This window comes from Pseudomonas sp. 25 R 14 (genome assembly GCF_900004755.1).
Lineage (GTDB): Bacteria > Pseudomonadota > Gammaproteobacteria > Pseudomonadales > Pseudomonadaceae > Aquipseudomonas > Aquipseudomonas brenneri.
The window spans coordinates 78,449-93,773 of sequence record NZ_CVTS01000068.1 but is presented as its reverse complement, the minus strand read 5'-3'; the positions used below and the strand labels follow the sequence as shown (position 1 = coordinate 93,773).

Annotated in this window: 14 protein-coding genes and 1 pseudogene; 10 read left to right on the top strand and 5 right to left on the bottom strand. The window is 56.7% G+C overall.

Annotation, left to right across the window (positions count from 1 at the left end):
• Positions 1-13 precede the first annotated feature (13 nt).
• Positions 14-946 (top strand): carbon-nitrogen hydrolase family protein, encoded by a 933-nt coding sequence (locus BFQ03_RS26760; protein WP_032857336.1) that lies wholly within the window; start codon positions 14-16, stop codon positions 944-946.
• Here the strand turns inward: BFQ03_RS26760 and BFQ03_RS31135 are convergent.
• Positions 903-1,115: pseudogene (locus BFQ03_RS31135) on the bottom strand (hypothetical protein); the annotation flags it as partial. The gene BFQ03_RS26760 and the pseudogene BFQ03_RS31135 sit on opposite strands and share 44 nt — an antisense overlap.
• Before the next feature lie 207 nt (positions 1,116-1,322).
• Between BFQ03_RS31135 and BFQ03_RS26755 the strand changes: the two are divergent.
• Complete coding sequence (locus BFQ03_RS26755; protein WP_065944449.1) at positions 1,323-2,576, top strand: ferredoxin reductase family protein; 1,254 nt, start codon at positions 1,323-1,325, stop codon at positions 2,574-2,576.
• Positions 2,577-2,822: 246 nt separating this feature from the next.
• On the opposite strand, the gene BFQ03_RS26750 is transcribed toward BFQ03_RS26755, so the two are convergent.
• Both BFQ03_RS26750 and BFQ03_RS26745 read right to left on the bottom strand, forming a co-directional pair.
• Positions 2,823-3,806, bottom strand: a complete 984-nt coding sequence (locus BFQ03_RS26750; protein WP_065944380.1) for a fimbrial protein — start codon at positions 3,804-3,806, stop codon at positions 2,823-2,825.
• Positions 3,807-3,829: 23 nt separating this feature from the next.
• A complete protein-coding gene (locus BFQ03_RS26745) occupies positions 3,830-4,438 on the bottom strand; it encodes a fimbrial biogenesis chaperone (RefSeq protein WP_239695293.1) in 609 nt (202 codons plus the stop codon).
• Positions 4,439-4,983: 545 nt separating this feature from the next.
• On the opposite strand from BFQ03_RS26745, the gene BFQ03_RS30910 reads away from it, so the two are divergent.
• The 6 genes from BFQ03_RS30910 to BFQ03_RS30375 all read left to right on the top strand — a co-directional run bounded on the left by BFQ03_RS30910 (position 4,984) and on the right by BFQ03_RS30375 (position 12,741).
• Complete coding sequence (locus BFQ03_RS30910; RefSeq protein WP_083204920.1) at positions 4,984-5,325, top strand: hypothetical protein; 342 nt, start codon at positions 4,984-4,986, stop codon at positions 5,323-5,325.
• Between the two features lie 99 nt (positions 5,326-5,424).
• Positions 5,425-6,681: a TolC family protein gene (locus BFQ03_RS26730; RefSeq protein ID WP_065944376.1), complete on the top strand. Its 1,257-nt coding sequence runs from the start codon at positions 5,425-5,427 to the stop codon at positions 6,679-6,681.
• Positions 6,678-8,162: an efflux RND transporter periplasmic adaptor subunit gene (locus tag BFQ03_RS26725; protein WP_065944375.1), complete on the top strand. Its 1,485-nt coding sequence runs from the start codon at positions 6,678-6,680 to the stop codon at positions 8,160-8,162. The genes BFQ03_RS26730 and BFQ03_RS26725 overlap by 4 nt, the downstream gene beginning before the upstream one ends.
• Positions 8,159-11,338: an efflux RND transporter permease subunit gene (locus BFQ03_RS26720; RefSeq protein WP_065944374.1), complete on the top strand. Its 3,180-nt coding sequence runs from the start codon at positions 8,159-8,161 to the stop codon at positions 11,336-11,338. The genes BFQ03_RS26725 and BFQ03_RS26720 overlap by 4 nt, the downstream gene beginning before the upstream one ends.
• A 221-nt stretch (positions 11,339-11,559) precedes the next feature.
• Positions 11,560-12,456: a LysR family transcriptional regulator gene (locus tag BFQ03_RS26715; RefSeq protein WP_032857323.1), complete on the top strand. Its 897-nt coding sequence runs from the start codon at positions 11,560-11,562 to the stop codon at positions 12,454-12,456.
• A gap of 30 nt (positions 12,457-12,486) precedes the next feature.
• Complete coding sequence (locus BFQ03_RS30375) at positions 12,487-12,741, top strand: hypothetical protein (protein ID WP_175403922.1); 255 nt, start codon at positions 12,487-12,489, stop codon at positions 12,739-12,741.
• A 67-nt stretch (positions 12,742-12,808) separates the two neighbouring features.
• Here BFQ03_RS30375 and BFQ03_RS26710 read toward each other — a convergent pair whose 3' ends face one another.
• Together BFQ03_RS26710 and BFQ03_RS26705 are read right to left on the bottom strand one after the other, a co-directional pair.
• Positions 12,809-13,054, bottom strand: a complete 246-nt coding sequence (locus BFQ03_RS26710; RefSeq protein WP_050593295.1) for a DUF6434 domain-containing protein — start codon at positions 13,052-13,054, stop codon at positions 12,809-12,811.
• A 54-nt stretch (positions 13,055-13,108) separates the two neighbouring features.
• On the bottom strand, positions 13,109-13,630 hold the full coding sequence (locus tag BFQ03_RS26705) for a GNAT family N-acetyltransferase (protein WP_065944373.1): 522 nt from the start codon (positions 13,628-13,630) through the stop codon (positions 13,109-13,111).
• Between the two features lie 312 nt (positions 13,631-13,942).
• On the opposite strand from BFQ03_RS26705, the gene BFQ03_RS26700 reads away from it, so the two are divergent.
• Both BFQ03_RS26700 and BFQ03_RS26695 read left to right on the top strand, forming a co-directional pair.
• The gene (locus BFQ03_RS26700; protein ID WP_032857318.1) at positions 13,943-14,275 is read left to right on the top strand and encodes a DUF2790 domain-containing protein; all 333 of its coding nucleotides are present in this window, start codon (positions 13,943-13,945) and stop codon (positions 14,273-14,275) included.
• 11 nt (positions 14,276-14,286) lie between these two features.
• Positions 14,287-15,201, top strand: a complete 915-nt coding sequence (locus BFQ03_RS26695; protein WP_032857316.1) for a LysR family transcriptional regulator — start codon at positions 14,287-14,289, stop codon at positions 15,199-15,201.
• Positions 15,202-15,325: the final 124 nt, after the last annotated feature.

Here is a 15,325-nt window from a genome sequence, read left to right as displayed (position 1 = left end):
CAAGGGAAGACTCATGATCAAGGTTGCTGTTGTTCAAGCTTCATCCATTCCGTTCGAGCCGCAACTGAGTGCTGAAAAGGCCGTCGGGTTGATTCGTGACGCCGCAGAGCGTGGTAGTGAACTTGCCGTATTCCCCGAGGCGTTTCTCGGTGGTTACCCCAAAGGTGCAGCGTTTGGCACCGTCGTCGGCAGCCGTAATGATATCGGCCGCGCGCAGTACTTGCGGTATGTGCAAGGCGCCGTCAGCCTCGACGGTCCGGAGCTGGCCAAGATCTGTGAAGTGGTCAATGAAACCGGCGTCCATGTCGTCATGGGCATCATCGAACGCCTGGGCCGGACCCTGTACTGCACCGCCGTGACTCTGGCGCCGGGCAAGGGCGTTGCAGGCTATCACCGTAAGCTCATGCCGACCGGGCAGGAACGCATCATCTGGGGTTTCGGCGACGGCTCAAGCATCGCCCCGGTAGACACCCCGTTCGGCCGAATCGGCACGGTCATCTGCTGGGAAAACTACATGCCGGCATTGCGCCAGGCGATGTATGCCCAGGGTACTGAAATCTACTGTGCGCCGACTGCCGATGACCGTCCCACCTGGGCTGCGTCCATGGTCCATATCGCACTGGAAGGGCGGGTGCCGGTGCTCTCCGCTTGCCAGGCGATCACCCTCGGCGAGTACCCGGCAGCCTACCGGGAAGACTTCAGCCTGGAGGCCGCAGAAGGGGACTACATCATGCACGGCGGCAGCATGATCGTCAGTGCTACCGGTCAGGTGCTGGCCGGGCCGGTGTTTGATCAGGAGACGATTCTGTATGCCGAGATCGATTTGACTGTGGGGCAGGCCAGTAACCTCGACTTCGACGTGTGCGGGCATTACGCCCGGCCGGATGTGTTCACCCTGAAGGTCAATACGGCGGCGATGAAACCGGTGGTGTTTGACGGAGACTGACACCCCCTGTTGTAGGCGTCAGCCTTGCTGGCGATACCCGGCAAAGCCGGGCCAGGGGCACTACATACTTGACGAACGCCCGGCGACTGAGAATCTCCAGCTGTCCACCAACCAAACCGAAGTCAGTCTGGATGATCGCTTTCTGTGCGGCATCCAGGTGAGGGTCGGGCTGTTGCGTGCAAATGAGGGGTTGGTGTTCGGTCGGCAGGACGCCGGGGCAATTCACCGTGCAAGTCTGGGATGATTAAGATGTTCTCCATAGGTATGACTTGGGTCATGCCCCGATTTCGGCAGTCTGCTAGCGTGTCCAGCCGCTGACACGCTCAGGGAGGATCAGGTTCAGCCTACAACCATATTGATGACTGGAGCATTCACGGTGAAGAGCTGGCACTGCATAATTGGTATCTTGGTGGTTACTACACTAACGTTGCTGATTGAAATACCTATTGATACTTGGCTTACATCGGCAACTCTCAGCCTGATACTTGGAACTTGCGCATTGGTCTTTATGGCTGCTTCCTGCCTACTGGCCAGTCGCTGGGGTGTAATTGAGAATCTATTCGGTGGACTAGACCGGGTCTATGAGTCGCACAAGTGGCTAGGCATCTGGGCTCTCGTATTTGCCACTTATCACTTTGTGTTCAAGGCAAATCTGGATGTTTGGAACAGCGTGCCTATCCTGGAGCTATCAAAATACTGGACACGACTAGTGCGCCAGTTGAGCTATGTAGCTTTAGGCTTCATCGTACTACTTGCGCTGAACCGCAATATTCCTTACAGCGTATGGCGGTGGTGGCACAAGCTCTCCGGACCATTGTTTCTTGTCGTGATCTTGCATTGGCTTAGCTTCAAGTCACCGATCACGTTGTTCAGCCCCTCAGGTATCTGGTTGGCGCTGTCCTGTGGGTTGGGTGTGTCAGCGGCCCTCTACAAACTGATTTTTTATCCATTTCTCGCACGTGCTGGCGAGTACAAGGTGACAGCAGTCAATAGAGGAAACAGGGCACTGCATTTGACGCTGGAACCAACCCATAATGGGTTTAACTTCAGCGCCGGGCAGTTTGCTTTTCTGGCAATGCGGCAAAAAGGTTTACGTGAGCCTCACCCTTTCACGATAGCGAGTGCTGGCGGTCCAAATGGGCAGGTTGAGTTCATAATCAGAGGGCTTGGGGATTACACCAAAAAGCTGTGCGAGTGCGCGAAAGCCGGAATGCTGGCCACTATCTATGCCCCTTATGGGCGATTTAAACGGGTTTCTCAGGCCGAGCGGGAAATCTGGATCGGCGCAGGTGTGGGGATTTCACCCTTCATTTCCTGGTTGCAAGATCCGAATGGCAAAGAGTTCAAAAAGGCAACCCTGGTCTATTGCTTCACCCCCTCACGCGTGTTTCCTCCTTCCGAGGAGTTGGAACGCATGACCGCAATGCGTGGCGTGCAATTTGTTCGTAATACAGGTGGTACTGAGCAGTTGGCTGAAACCTTGCGTGAGGCAGCAGCTCAAACCGAGCCGCACAAGATTCAAGTAAGTTTTTGCGGTCCAAAAGGCCTACTCGCCAAGGTGTATGAGCTTATGGAAATCAATCGGATTCCGAAGGCTAATCTTCAATTCGAACTTTTCGAGTTCCGTTGATTCGGCAGGATGCCTAATGCAGCTCACGCTACTTGGCTTTTGCAATCGTCCACCAGTGCTAGAGTCCCGCCAAACGAAAGAGGGAACGACATGCGGACTTTGATGGCGGCGGTAATGATGTTTGAAGCCAAATCACCGCTTCCGTCTTCGCTCACGCGCATCTTGCGGTGATGTAGCTCCAGCATCGTGTCCGCACCCTATTTGTTCCTCAAGTTGCCCGTGGCATAAGAGGTCCCTTAAAAACGCCTACTTGTAATACATATCCACCACCACTGCGGCGTCGAATACACCAGGGATCGGCTGCGTGCGCCATTTCAGGTCCGCGCGAAATTCATTGTGGCTCTGACCTTGCCCCATCAATGCCTGCAGCGTGAACCAGTCGTTGAAAGGCAGTGGCTGTTGGCTATCGACACGAGATAGCGAGATTCCCACTGACTTGTTGTTATCCGGCACCAGCAACCCATTGATCACACCGCCACCGCCTGGTGTGGTGGCGAAGCGCGCACTGACGGTATAAGGCGTGTCGCAGCCTTTGCGCAGGTTCAAGCTGAAGTTCGCGCTGCTGGCGACTTCTCCAATCGATGCTTTATGCGACGGATTGGGGAAATTGACCACACTGGGGCTGATGGTCAGATCGGGGGCGCACGGCACGAAGCGGATATCGTTCATGCCGGTGACCACATAGTTGAGGTTACTGTTGGGGCGGGGGTTGAGCCCGCCCTTGCCGTCCAGCTGGAATACACGGTACGAGGCCAACTGACTGGCCTGGCCGTTTGGCGGCGTGGTGCCATATTTCTCGATGAACACGCTGAAATTGAGGGTGAAGCGTGCCTTGTCCCAGCCTTGACAGTTGGCCCAGTTGCAACCGTGGTCGGAAAAGAATCCGGTAGCGACCGCCCCGGTGCTTTGGGTGATCAACTGGTTGTTATAGCGGATTCCCAAGCGGATACCCGTACCGATGTTGGCTTTGGCTGGATTGACGTAGAAATACACGCCTTCGCGGCCGGCTTCGTAGTCTTGCTTGCAGAGAATCTGGACGGAGCGTGGGCCGGACTCCCAGATGATAGTGCCGTCGGGTGCATCGGCTGAGATCGCCAGCGCCGTGCCCAGCGCTTCTTGAGTGATAGCCGAGTTGGTTCCGTCTTCAACACAGGCCAAGGCGTGGCTGGTAGCAGGCAATACCGCGCCGGCCCACAACAGTAGTGGCAGAAAACGTTTGGTCAGTGGCATAGGTGAAAATACTCCGTGATCGATCACTTGACTACCGCGCTGTGGTGGGACTGCAAGCCGATATCGTTGATTTCGGTGAAGTGGAGGGTGGCGCCTTTCGGCAAGGTGCCTTGGGCGCTTAGGGTTTTGCTCTCATAGGGTTTGAGCAGCAGATAATCGCTGAGGGCGTAGTCGGCGGTTTGCAGGTTCATCAGCGAAAGGTGGAATGCGCTGGGGTTGCTGACCGTTAGGGTGCGTCCGTCGTCGCTGCGCCAGACCAACTGCTGCACCGCTTCGGCCAAGTCACCCTTGAGCATGGGCGGTCGATAAAACAGCTTGAGTCGTTGGCGTATCGCAAACTGCACGCTGTTGGGACCTTCCGGCATGAGTGGGATTTCCATGACGTTGAGCCAGAACAGCGATTCGCGATCTATGGGCAAGCCTTCACCGGCATACAGGATGCGCAGTCGGTGATGCTCCCCGGCAGCCAGTTGCACTAGCGGTTCGGTGACGGCAAAGGGAACATCGCCGTCTGCGGCTTCGTCCTCGCTGGTGATCCAGGTTTGCACCAGCATTTTCTGTGGTGCCTGGTTGACCACGCCGATGCTGACCTCCCGGTCATGACCGAAGTAGATCAGGCGTGTGCCTTGGATTTTCAGTGCGGCGTGGGTTGACGGTGCGAGGGCCAGCAGTGCACAGGCGATCAGTAAGATTCTGAGGAGGGGCGGTAAGGATATTATCGTACGGGTAGGCGCGACCTTAGTGGCTGCTGGCTGCTGGCTGCTGGCTGCTGGCTGCTGGCTGCTGGCTGCTGGCTGCTGGCTGCTGGCTGCTGGCTGCTGGCTGCTGGCTGCTGGCTGCTGGCTGCTGGTATTTTACTTAACTATTTGAAATTAGTCAAGTTTTTGTCCGGTGTCTGACTCGTAAGCAGCACACTTTAGTGGCCACTTTGCGTCGTGAACATAAGGTGTTTCTGAGTTTTCTTGCGGTGGATGCCATCACTCATTGGGCAAATGCCGGTAACGCCAGGCAGAAACGGGCCAATCGCCTTTAATCTGAATGCTGCGTAAATCATAAGTTAGTGATAATGCTGGCTTAATTCAGATACGGTGATATCGCATGAATCAGAGCCTACGGCAGGCTGCTTTGAACCTGCATTCAATTGTAAGAGCCATTTTCAGCGACTGCACTCCGGCCCATGAAACGCTATCTACGGTTTTGCCTCATCTTCTTTATCAGCTTGGCGCTTCCCCTCAGTGGGATGGCGGGTGTTCAGGCACCAACAGAACCTTGCCCAATGAAGACGATGGGCATGGCGATAATGGACGACATGGGGATGGACTGCTGCAACGATATGAAAAGCCCTTCCGAGCACGGTAAGCCTTGCAAGCCGGGCCAGGAATGCAAGACGGGCGGGATACTGCAAGTCTCGGTCTTCAAGCCTCCCGTAACGTTGTTCAGCCCAGTAGCAATTTCCTTTTTCAGCGATTCCCTACCTATACAGACCCTATCCGGGGTATGGCGACCGCCCCGCGTTTGATTCCTGTCCCACATTGAGCCTCATTCTGCATTAGCGGGATGGACTAGCTGTGCGCATGTCTTTTGACGCGTGCAGTGGATGATTACAGGAATCGTAAACATGAACTCCAAGTGCAATTGCACAGGCTGGTCTCTCGTGGCTGGCCTAGCGGCAAGCGTGTTGGCATTGCCGAGTTTCGCTGCCGCATTGACGCTCGATGAAGCGTTGCGGCTGGCAGAAAACAATGCGCCGTCGCTGACCGCACAAGACGCAAAAATTCAGGCTGCCAGCAGTGCAGCCATCCCTGCTGGTGAATTACCTGATCCCAAGCTCCTGGTGGGCGTGCAGAACTACCCCATCGGCGGCCCGGATCGTTGGCGTATCGACCAGGACTTCATGACCATGCAGATGGTCGGGATCAGGCAGGAGGTGCCCAATAGCGACAAGCGCAAAGCGCGTATCGAAGTCGCCGATGCAGCTATTGATCGTGCCTCTGCGCAACGTCGAGTCGAACGTCTGAAGGTGCGCCAGTCCACGGCGTTGGCCTGGATCAGCAGCTACTCGGTTGAGCGCAAGGATGTGCTGTTCCAGGACTTCTACAAAGAAAACCGCCTGCTGAGCGATACCGTCCGGGCCCAAATTGCCGGTGGCCGCGCTCAACCCGCCGATGCGGTGACACCCAAGCAAGAAGCCGCTCAACTGGCGGAGCAACAGGACGATCTGACTCTCCAGAGAGCACAGGCGCGAGCAGCCCTCAAACGCTGGATTGGCTCCGCCGCCAACGACAAGCCCGTGGGGCGTATGCCTGAATGGCCCGTAGATACCTCAGGCTACTCCCATAAGTTGCAACACCACCCCGAGTTGGCAGCGTTTGCACCGATGACCCGCGAGGCGCAGGCTAAAGTTCGTGAAGCCGAAGCGCAAAAGCAGTCGGACTGGAGTTGGGAGCTTGATTATCAGCGTCGTGACCGTCAGTTCGGCGACATGGTCAGCGTTCAACTTTCCTGGGATCTACCGCTATTTCCCGACTCTCGTCAAAACCCCAGGATTGCAGCCAAGCAGGCTGAACTCAACCAGTTGGAGGCCGAGCGCGAAGCGCTGTCACGCGAGCATACCCAGCAACTGGAAAATGAACTGGCTGACTATGAGCGTCTGAATCGCGCCGTGCGCAGAAATCAGGACAGCCTGTTGCCTCTGGCCAAGGAAAAGGTCGAACTCAGCATGGCCAGTTACCGTGCAGGCAAGGGCGATTTAAATGCGGTGATTGCCGCCCGACGTGAACTCATTGAAGCCCGTCTTAAACAGATCGACGTGGAAGAGCAGCGAGCACTGACCAGTGCGCGTCTGTATTTTGCGTATGGGGAGTCCAGCCAATGATCCTTAAAAAATGGAGCGGGGCATTGCTGGTAGGCGTCTCGCTGGCATTCGGTGTTGCCGGGGGTTACTGGTTCGCACATCAACGCGTGAACGGAGTATCTGGTGCCAGCCCGGAGCAGAGTCCCAGCTCCCCAGAGGAGCGCAAGGCTCTGTATTGGTACGATCCCATGTACCCGCAGCAAAAGTTCGATAAGCCGGGTAAATCCCCTTTCATGGACATGCAACTGGTTCCTCAGTACGCCGGGGGCGCAGGAGATCGTGCGACTGTCAGTATCGATCCGAGCCTGACTCAGAATCTCGGTCTGCGTTTTGCGACAGTCACCCGTGGAATCTTTAATTCCAGTCTCGACGTCACAGGAGTCTTGGGATTCAACGAGCGTGATGTCGCTGTGATTCAGGCCCGCACCACTGGTTTTGTGGAGCGGGTCTATGCCCATGCTCCCGGCGATGTACTCAAAGCCAACGCGGCGTTGGCGGATATTCTGGTGCCCGAGTGGGCAGCCGCCCAGACAGAGTTCCTTGCCCTGAAGCGCAACGGTGATGCTGGCTTGTTGGCTGCCGCCCGCCAACGACTGCAGCTCACAGGGATGCCGGCAACACTGATCACTCAGTTAGAGCGTGGCGGTAAGGTTCAGCCCTACCTGACGCTCACCAGCCCTATTGGCGGCGTGCTGCAAGAGTTGAATGTCCGTTCGGGTATGACCGTGGCGACTGGCGACACTCTGGCGCGCGTCAATGGCTTGAGCAGTGTCTGGCTAGCCGTGGCCGTTCCAGAGTCGGATTCCGGAGCTATCACCGTGGGGCAGGCGGTCGAAGCGCGACTGCCGGCCTTCCCAGGAACAACACTCAGTGGCAAGGTCAGCGCGATTTTGCCCGAGACCAATCCGGACAGCCGCACACTTCGGGTACGTGTCGAGTTACCCAATCCGGGCGAGCGCCTCAGGCCGGGTTTGACGGTGCAGGTACGCCTGAATCGTTCGACCGAGCAAAGTGTATTGTGGGTGCCGAGTGAGGCGGTGATTCGCACTGGCCGACGAGCCCTGGTGATGCTCGCCGAAGACGCTGGTCGCTACCGTCCAGTGGAGGTGCACCTGGGGCAGGAAAGCGATGGCAAAACGGCGATAGTGAAAGGTCTGGAAGCAGGTCAGAAGGTGGTTACGTCTGGCCAGTTCCTGCTCGACTCGGAGGCCAGTCTCAAGGGCATTGTTGCTCGCACGGAGGAAGAGTCGCCACCCAGTGAAACAGCCTCCAGCTCTCATGAGGCGGATGGGCAGATCGTTGAGATCGACGACAAAGACGTCACGCTCGCCCATGGCCCTTTCAAGACGCTGGGTATGCCTGGCATGACGATGACTTTCCCACTCGCTAGTCCGGCGCTGATGCAGGGCCTCAAAGCGGGTGACAAGGTTCGAATCGCGTTGAGCCAGACCGACGATGGCTTGCGTGTTGAGCGCCTGGATAAATCGGGGAGCCAGCCATGATTGCTGCCCTGATTCGTTGGTCAGTGGCCAACCGATTCCTAGTGCTACTGGCGACACTGTTTGTCACCGCTTGGGGCGTCTGGTCGGTGCAAAGCACGCCCATTGATGCGTTGCCAGACCTCTCCGATGTGCAGGTGATTATCCGCACCCCTTATGCAGGACAAGCGCCGCAGATCGTCGAGAACCAGGTCACCTATCCGTTGGCCACCACCATGCTCTCGGTGCCGGGGGCCAAGACCGTGCGTGGTTATTCCTTCTTTGGCGATAGTTTTGTCTACGTGCTGTTCGAAGACGGCACTGACTTGTATTGGGCTCGCTCGCGGGTGTTGGAGTACCTGAGTCAGATACAAAGCCGCTTGCCGGCCAATGCCAAGCCGGCGTTGGGGCCAGATGCGACGGGGGTGGGTTGGATCTATCAGTACGCACTGGTGGATCGCAGTGGCGGGCATGATTTGGCACAGCTTCGCGCTCTTCAGGACTGGTTCCTCAAGTTTGAACTCAAGACCCTGCCGAACGTTGCGGAAGTGGCCACCGTGGGTGGCATGGTCAAGCAGTATCAAGTGCAGCTCGATCCGCTGAAGTTGGCCAGCTTCGGTATCACTCAGGCTGAGGTGACCGACGCCATCGGCAAGGCCAATCAGGAAACCGGTGGTGCCGTGCTGGAGATGGCGGAGACCGAGTTCATCGTGCGCGCCTCGGGCTATCTGAAGACGCTCAATGACTTCCGGTCGATCCCGCTTAAGTTGGGTGCGGGTGGTGTACCAGTGACCCTTGGCGATGTCGCAACGATCCAGTTGGGGCCGGAAATGCGGCGGGGCATTACCGAACTTGACGGCGAAGGCGAGACCGTCGGTGGCGTGGTGATTTTGCGCAGTGGCAAGAATGCTCGCGAGACCATTGCGGCGGTCAAGGCCAAGCTCGACGAACTGAAAAGCAGCCTGCCGTCCGGGGTGGAAATCGTTACCACCTACGACCGCAGCAAGCTGATCGACCGCGCTGTTGAAAACCTCAGCCACAAGCTGATCGAAGAGTTCATTGTCGTCGCGTTGGTCTGTGGAATCTTCCTCTGGCACCTGCGTTCATCCCTGGTGGCGATCATCTCGCTGCCTGTTGGTGTGTTGATTGCCTTTATCGTCATGCGCTACCAAGGCATCAACGCCAACATCATGTCCTTGGGCGGGATTGCCATTGCCATTGGCGCCATGGTCGATGCCGCTGTGGTGATGATCGAGAACGCTCACAAGAAAATTGAGGCATGGCACGCGGCCAATCCGGGGGAAGAACTGAAGGGCGAACGTCATTGGCATGTAATGACCGAAGCGGCGGCAGAGGTAGGCCCCGCGCTGTTCTTCTGTTTGTTGATCATCACCCTGTCGTTTATTCCGGTGTTCACGCTGGAAGCTCAGGAGGGACGGTTGTTCGGCCCTTTGGCTTTCACCAAGACCTACGCCATGGCGGCAGCGGCGGGATTGTCAGTGACCTTGGTGCCGGTGCTGATGGGCTACTGGATTCGAGGACGAATTCCCAGTGAACATCAGAACCCGTTGAACCGGTGGTTGATTCGGATCTATCAGCCAGCCCTGGACGCAGTCTTGTGTCGACCAAAGATCACGCTGCTGGTGGCGTTATTGGTTGTTGTCAGTACGCTATGGCCAATGTCGCGCTTGGGTGGCGAGTTTCTCCCCCCGTTGGATGAGGGTGACCTGCTCTATATGCCTTCAGCTCTGCCGGGATTGTCGGCGCAGAAAGCGGCACAACTGCTGCAACAGACTGACCGTCTGATCAAGACCGTGCCTGAAGTTGAACACGTCTTCGGTAAAGCGGGGCGCGCTGAAACCGCCACCGACCCTGCACCGCTGGAGATGTTCGAAACCACCATTCAATTCAAGCCGCACGAGCAATGGCGTCCAGGCATGACCCAGGAAAAGTTGGTGGAAGAGCTGGATCGAGTGGTACGAGTTCCTGGGCTGACGAATATCTGGATACCCCCGATTCGCAACCGTATCGACATGCTGGCTACGGGTATCAAGAGTCCAATTGGGGTGAAAGTTGCCGGCACCAACCTGACGGAGATCGATGCTGTGACTCAGGCGGTCGAGCGGGTGGCCAAGGATGTGCCAGGTGTCAGTTCGGCTCTGGCTGAACGACTGACCGGTGGCCGCTATATCGACGTGGATATCGACCGCAAGGCCGCCGCCCGCTACGGGCTGAATATCGCCGATGTGCAGTCCATTGTGGCCGGCGCTATCGGCGGTGAAAACGTCGGGGAGACCATTGAAGGGCTTGCACGCTTCCCGATCAACGTCCGTTACCCCCGTGAGTGGCGTGACTCGCTCGGCGCCCTGGCGCAGTTGCCAATCTACACCCCGCTAGGCAGCCAAATCACACTTGGCACGGTGGCGAAGATCAAGGTCAGCGACGGGCCGCCGATGCTCAAGAGCGAAAACGCAAGGCCTTCAGGCTGGGTGTATATCGACGTGCGGGGACGGGACATTGCCTCGGTTGTCGCCGACCTGCGTCGGGTCATCAATGAACAGGTCAAGCTGCAGCCAGGCATGAGCCTGAGCTACTCAGGACAGTTCGAGTTTCTCGAAAGGGCCAACGCACGCCTCAAACTGGTAGTACCTGCCACGCTGTTGATCATCTTCGTTCTGCTCTACCTGACTTTCGCCCGCTTCGATGAGGCGCTATTGATCATGGCCACTCTGCCATTTGCACTGAGCGGTGGAGCATGGTTCCTCTATCTCTTGGGGTTCAACCTGTCGGTCGCCACCGGAGTCGGCTTTATCGCCTTGGCTGGGGTTTCTGCCGAGTTCGGCGTGATCATGCTGCTCTACCTGAAGAACGCTTGGGCCGAACGTGAAGACGTCGGTGACAGCACTGAGCGCGGATTGATTGCGGCGATTCGTGAAGGTGCTGTGCAGCGAGTTCGACCTAAGGCCATGACCGTGGCCGTCATTATTGCGGGCTTGTTACCCATCTTGTTGGGCAGTGGGACTGGTAGCGAAGTGATGAGCCGCATTGCCGCGCCCATGGTTGGCGGCATGGTCACAGCGCCCTTGCTTTCACTTTTTGTGATTCCGGCAGCCTATCGCTTGATGCGTCGCCGGCACCTCTCAGTCGAACCCACCAAACCTGAAGGTAGCAGAGCCACGACTGTGTCTATTAAAAAATAAATACCTATGGTGGAAGTGTCCGGCACGCTTTGTTGTACCAGAGGGTGCTGGATCAGATTAATGGACGGTGGGCAAGGGGAGGGAATCGCTGTTTAAAATTACGGTGGGCAGCCAGCGTACTCTAAAACAGATCCTCATGAAGACTGCACTGTCCATCAATCGAAACTGGAAGATGGCCCACAAAAAATATATCGTGCCTCTTATTACTGAGAGGTTAAGCCATGGACTTCAATGCCGTCCGCATGTTCGTCAGCGTAGCGCAGACCGGCAGCCTGTCAGCTGCCGCCGAGCGCCTGGATATTCCATTGCCGACCTTGAGCCGGCGTATTCGCGAGCTTGAACAGCAACTGAAAGTGCAACTGCTCGAACGCTCTGTACGAGGCACCAGGCTCACCGATTCGGGGATGCGGTTGTACGAACATGCCAGTCGCGGCATTGAAGCGTTGGCCGAGGGCGAACAGGCGGTGATCAGTGATCAGGCGCTGCTCAAAGGCCGCCTTCGGTTGTCATTGCCACCTTCGTTTGAGCCCTGGTGGGATGTCTTGTCGGCGTTCCAGCGCCGCTATCCACAGGTCCAGGTCAGCGTCCATACCACCGAGCGGCGTATCGACTTGATCGAGGATGGTGTCGATGTGGCGTTGCGGGTCGGCATGATTGCCCACGAGACCATGGTTGCCCGCCGCCTGCTGAACTATCGCCACTGGTTGGTGGCCAGTCCGACGCTGATTGAAAGGCTGGGTATGCCTGCCAGTGTCGAGGCTTTGCACGGTTATCCCTGTGGCACCTGGAGTCAGGGAACCTGGCAGTTGGGAAGCGTGCTATTCAAGCCGCAGGCCATGTTGACCACGAATGACTATGCGCATTTGCGCAGCCGGGCGTTGGCCGGTGATCTGGTGACGGAGCTCCCGCCTTTTCTAGCCGGGCCCGCCATCCGCGAAGGGAAGCTGCTGGTGCTGCTACCTGAGCATCCACTGCCGGAGCAGCAGATTAACCTGATCTACCCATCACACCGTCATCCGTCGGCTATCGTGCGGGCGTATTTGGATTTTGCGCAGGGGTACGTGGAATATTTGGCGAGCGCGTCGTCAATGACCATTTTGGCTCCAGCCAGTTATTAAATCCGTCGACTATTCGCCGGGAAGCTATCAATGCGTTATTTACTTGGATGTCAGGTTTTGCTGGTGAAAGCCGTTGCGGTCGCTGGCGACCGTGCTGTGACTTCGGGTTCACATCTCCAGGGTAGGAATGGTCACCTGGCCACATTTGATCAGTTGGCCAGCGGTCACTTGAAGTCCATCGTTTGGTTTGGCGGCGTACCCGGCAAGAAAGCCGATGGCTACCAAGGCGATACAGAGCAGGGATCTTCGGATAATCATCGGGAATTCGCTGAGTCATTGGTATGAAAACATGCAGCACTGAGTCCCGATTGTGAAAAAGGTTCCTGGCCTGCGTTGCGCGCCAGCACCCTGATCAGTCGTTTGTCTGCTGCTGAGGCGCGATAAACATTTCCCCTGCGTCTCTGCGACTCCACATATCCGCCACGTCTCCCATCGTCAAGGGCTCGCCACTCTTGATCCAGGCCATGAACGGTCGGTCGAACTTGAACGACTCCCCGCACTCGCTGACCAGAAACTGACGCACCTTTTGCGTATTTCGGTAGTGCTTATCCAATGGGGTGGTGCGGGTGATGGGGCCGGAGTGCCAGTCGAAGATCATTGCCATTCCTTTGGTGATTAAGATGTGAGCGGTATGAGCGGCGTAGCCCCCTGGCTACCGGGAAAGGCCACAGTTCATCACCACCATCCCGATATCGGCCTTGTCGGTACTGAACGGTATTTCTCCTCGCACCTCGAACCCGCAGCTTTCATAGAAACGCTGCGCACTGGCATTGGACTTCAGCACCTCCAGCCAGATAGAGCCTTGCTGACGGTCTTTTGCTGACTGAAAAATGAACTGCAAGAGCTGCTTCCCGTAGCCTCGGCCGGCCTGTGTTTTGAGGAAGTAGACTTTCTGAAGCTCAGCACCAACCTGTCCAGGCAAGGGCATGGGTTTGGACCAGTTGATCTTGGCAAAGCCTACGCCTTGGTTGTCTGCATCAAATGCCATAAGCCAGCAATGACAGGCAGGCGACTCGATTGATTGCTGGAGTTCGCGGATTGAGAAGTCTTTGTTCAGGAAGTCCTGCATGCCCGCAGCGCTCCAGATGTCAGAGAAATGCTCTCGATAGGTCGCCATGCCGAGGTTCCGAAGTAGGGGGATGTCTTCTATGGTTGCTTCTCTAATACCGATCACTGTTTTGCTCCCTGTCTGAATTATCGGATGCGGCTGCTACTCGATTGCTCCTTTGGGTCAGAACCGGCTTTCAGTTGCTCGATACTCACCTGATAGGTCCCACCCGTCGCCAGCGTTACGCTGACCCAAAGTGGTGGGTCAGTTTGTTTGTAATCCGCCCGACGTTGATTGGGCGGTGATCATCGTCGTCGTTTCAGGCAATGCTTAGTGGTTGATAACAGAAAGGTAATCTTCAAGCTACCTTGGTGAAAGGGTCGGTTCGTTAATCTCAAGTCTGGAAAGTTTGCTGTAGTGACTTGAGAGATGAACCCTATGAACCTGTTAAAACTAAGTATTGCTGCATTGATGTTGTCATTGTCCACGGCCGCGCTCGCCACGGGAGGTGGTGACCGTGTGTTTGACCAGATGATGAGCGATAACCAGAAAGCCATGGCCGCTTATGCGGCAAAAAAAGGTAAGGACGAGCCCCAGGTCCAGGGCTATCGCTACGGGATGAAGCTGGACATCGCCAAGGTGGTCAACATAACGCCACCGATCCGTTCCTGTGACATCGTGCCATCGCGCATGACCTACGAGGACTCGGGCGGCAAGCTCAATACCATCGAATATAAAGTCATGGGGCAGTGCCGTAATAATGGCCGCTGAAAGGTTGCCTTATGACTGCACCGCCACCGTTGATTGACCGTGAGCTGGCGCAACGTTTTCTGACATGCGTACGTTGTGCCAGTTTTCGCCAGGCCGCCAGAAGTCTGAATATCCGCGCCGCAGTGTTGCGCAAGCAAATGATCCACCTGGAAAGCCATCTGGGTAGCCCGCTGTTTGTGTATCAGGACAGCGCCCTGCGCCTGACCCTCAAGGGGCAGCGTCTGCAAGCGGCACTGGTGGCGCGTTTTGGCGATGTCCAGCCACAGGCGAGCGTCTTGCCTCAACCGTTGTTGCGCCTGGCCGTGGAAGATTCCCTCATGCACGATCTGCTGGCGCGTGAGGTGTTGGATTTCATGCGCAAGCACCCGGCAATGCAGTTGGAAGTCATCCCGTTGACGGGCGAGCCGACGCGTCAGGCCGATATCATGGTGTGGCTGGCGGATCCTGGTCGCCCGCGTCCTTCCCCTGGGTTTGCCATGACCACGCCGCAACGGCTGGCACGCATTGATTACAGCCCGCATATTGCCAAGCGCTACTGTCGCGGTAACCGTTTGCCGGCGCAAATCGCAGACCTGTCTGACTTTATGTTGGTACAAGGTCGTACGAATGCTCCGGTTGCGGCTTTTGAGCCCTGGAACCGCCTGGTCAAACAACGCCAGAGGGCGGTAGCCCAGGTGCATTCCCAGGCGTGGGTGCGGGAGTGGATCAGGCACAGTGCCTGTGTCGGCTTGTTGCCAAACTACATCACCCATCTGGACAAGACGCTGCTGGGCCTGACGCCATTGTTCAGCGAGCGCATGGAGCGTTTGGCGTGGCTGTCCACTGCGCCCTTGACGGCCGAGCAACCTCATGTGCAAGCGTTGGTGGCGCTGATTCACAAAGCCTTTGACGAGCGCAGTGATTGGTTTGAAAGAGTGGTCAGCTAGCCCCCTTGAGGTGGAGGAGTGTCATCTGAGTCAGCAGCAACTTTAATCATTCTGAAATATTTGGCGAGATCCCTTGAAAAGTTGCTGGGCCCTTTGTTTATAAGGCTTGCGTCGTGATTCAAGA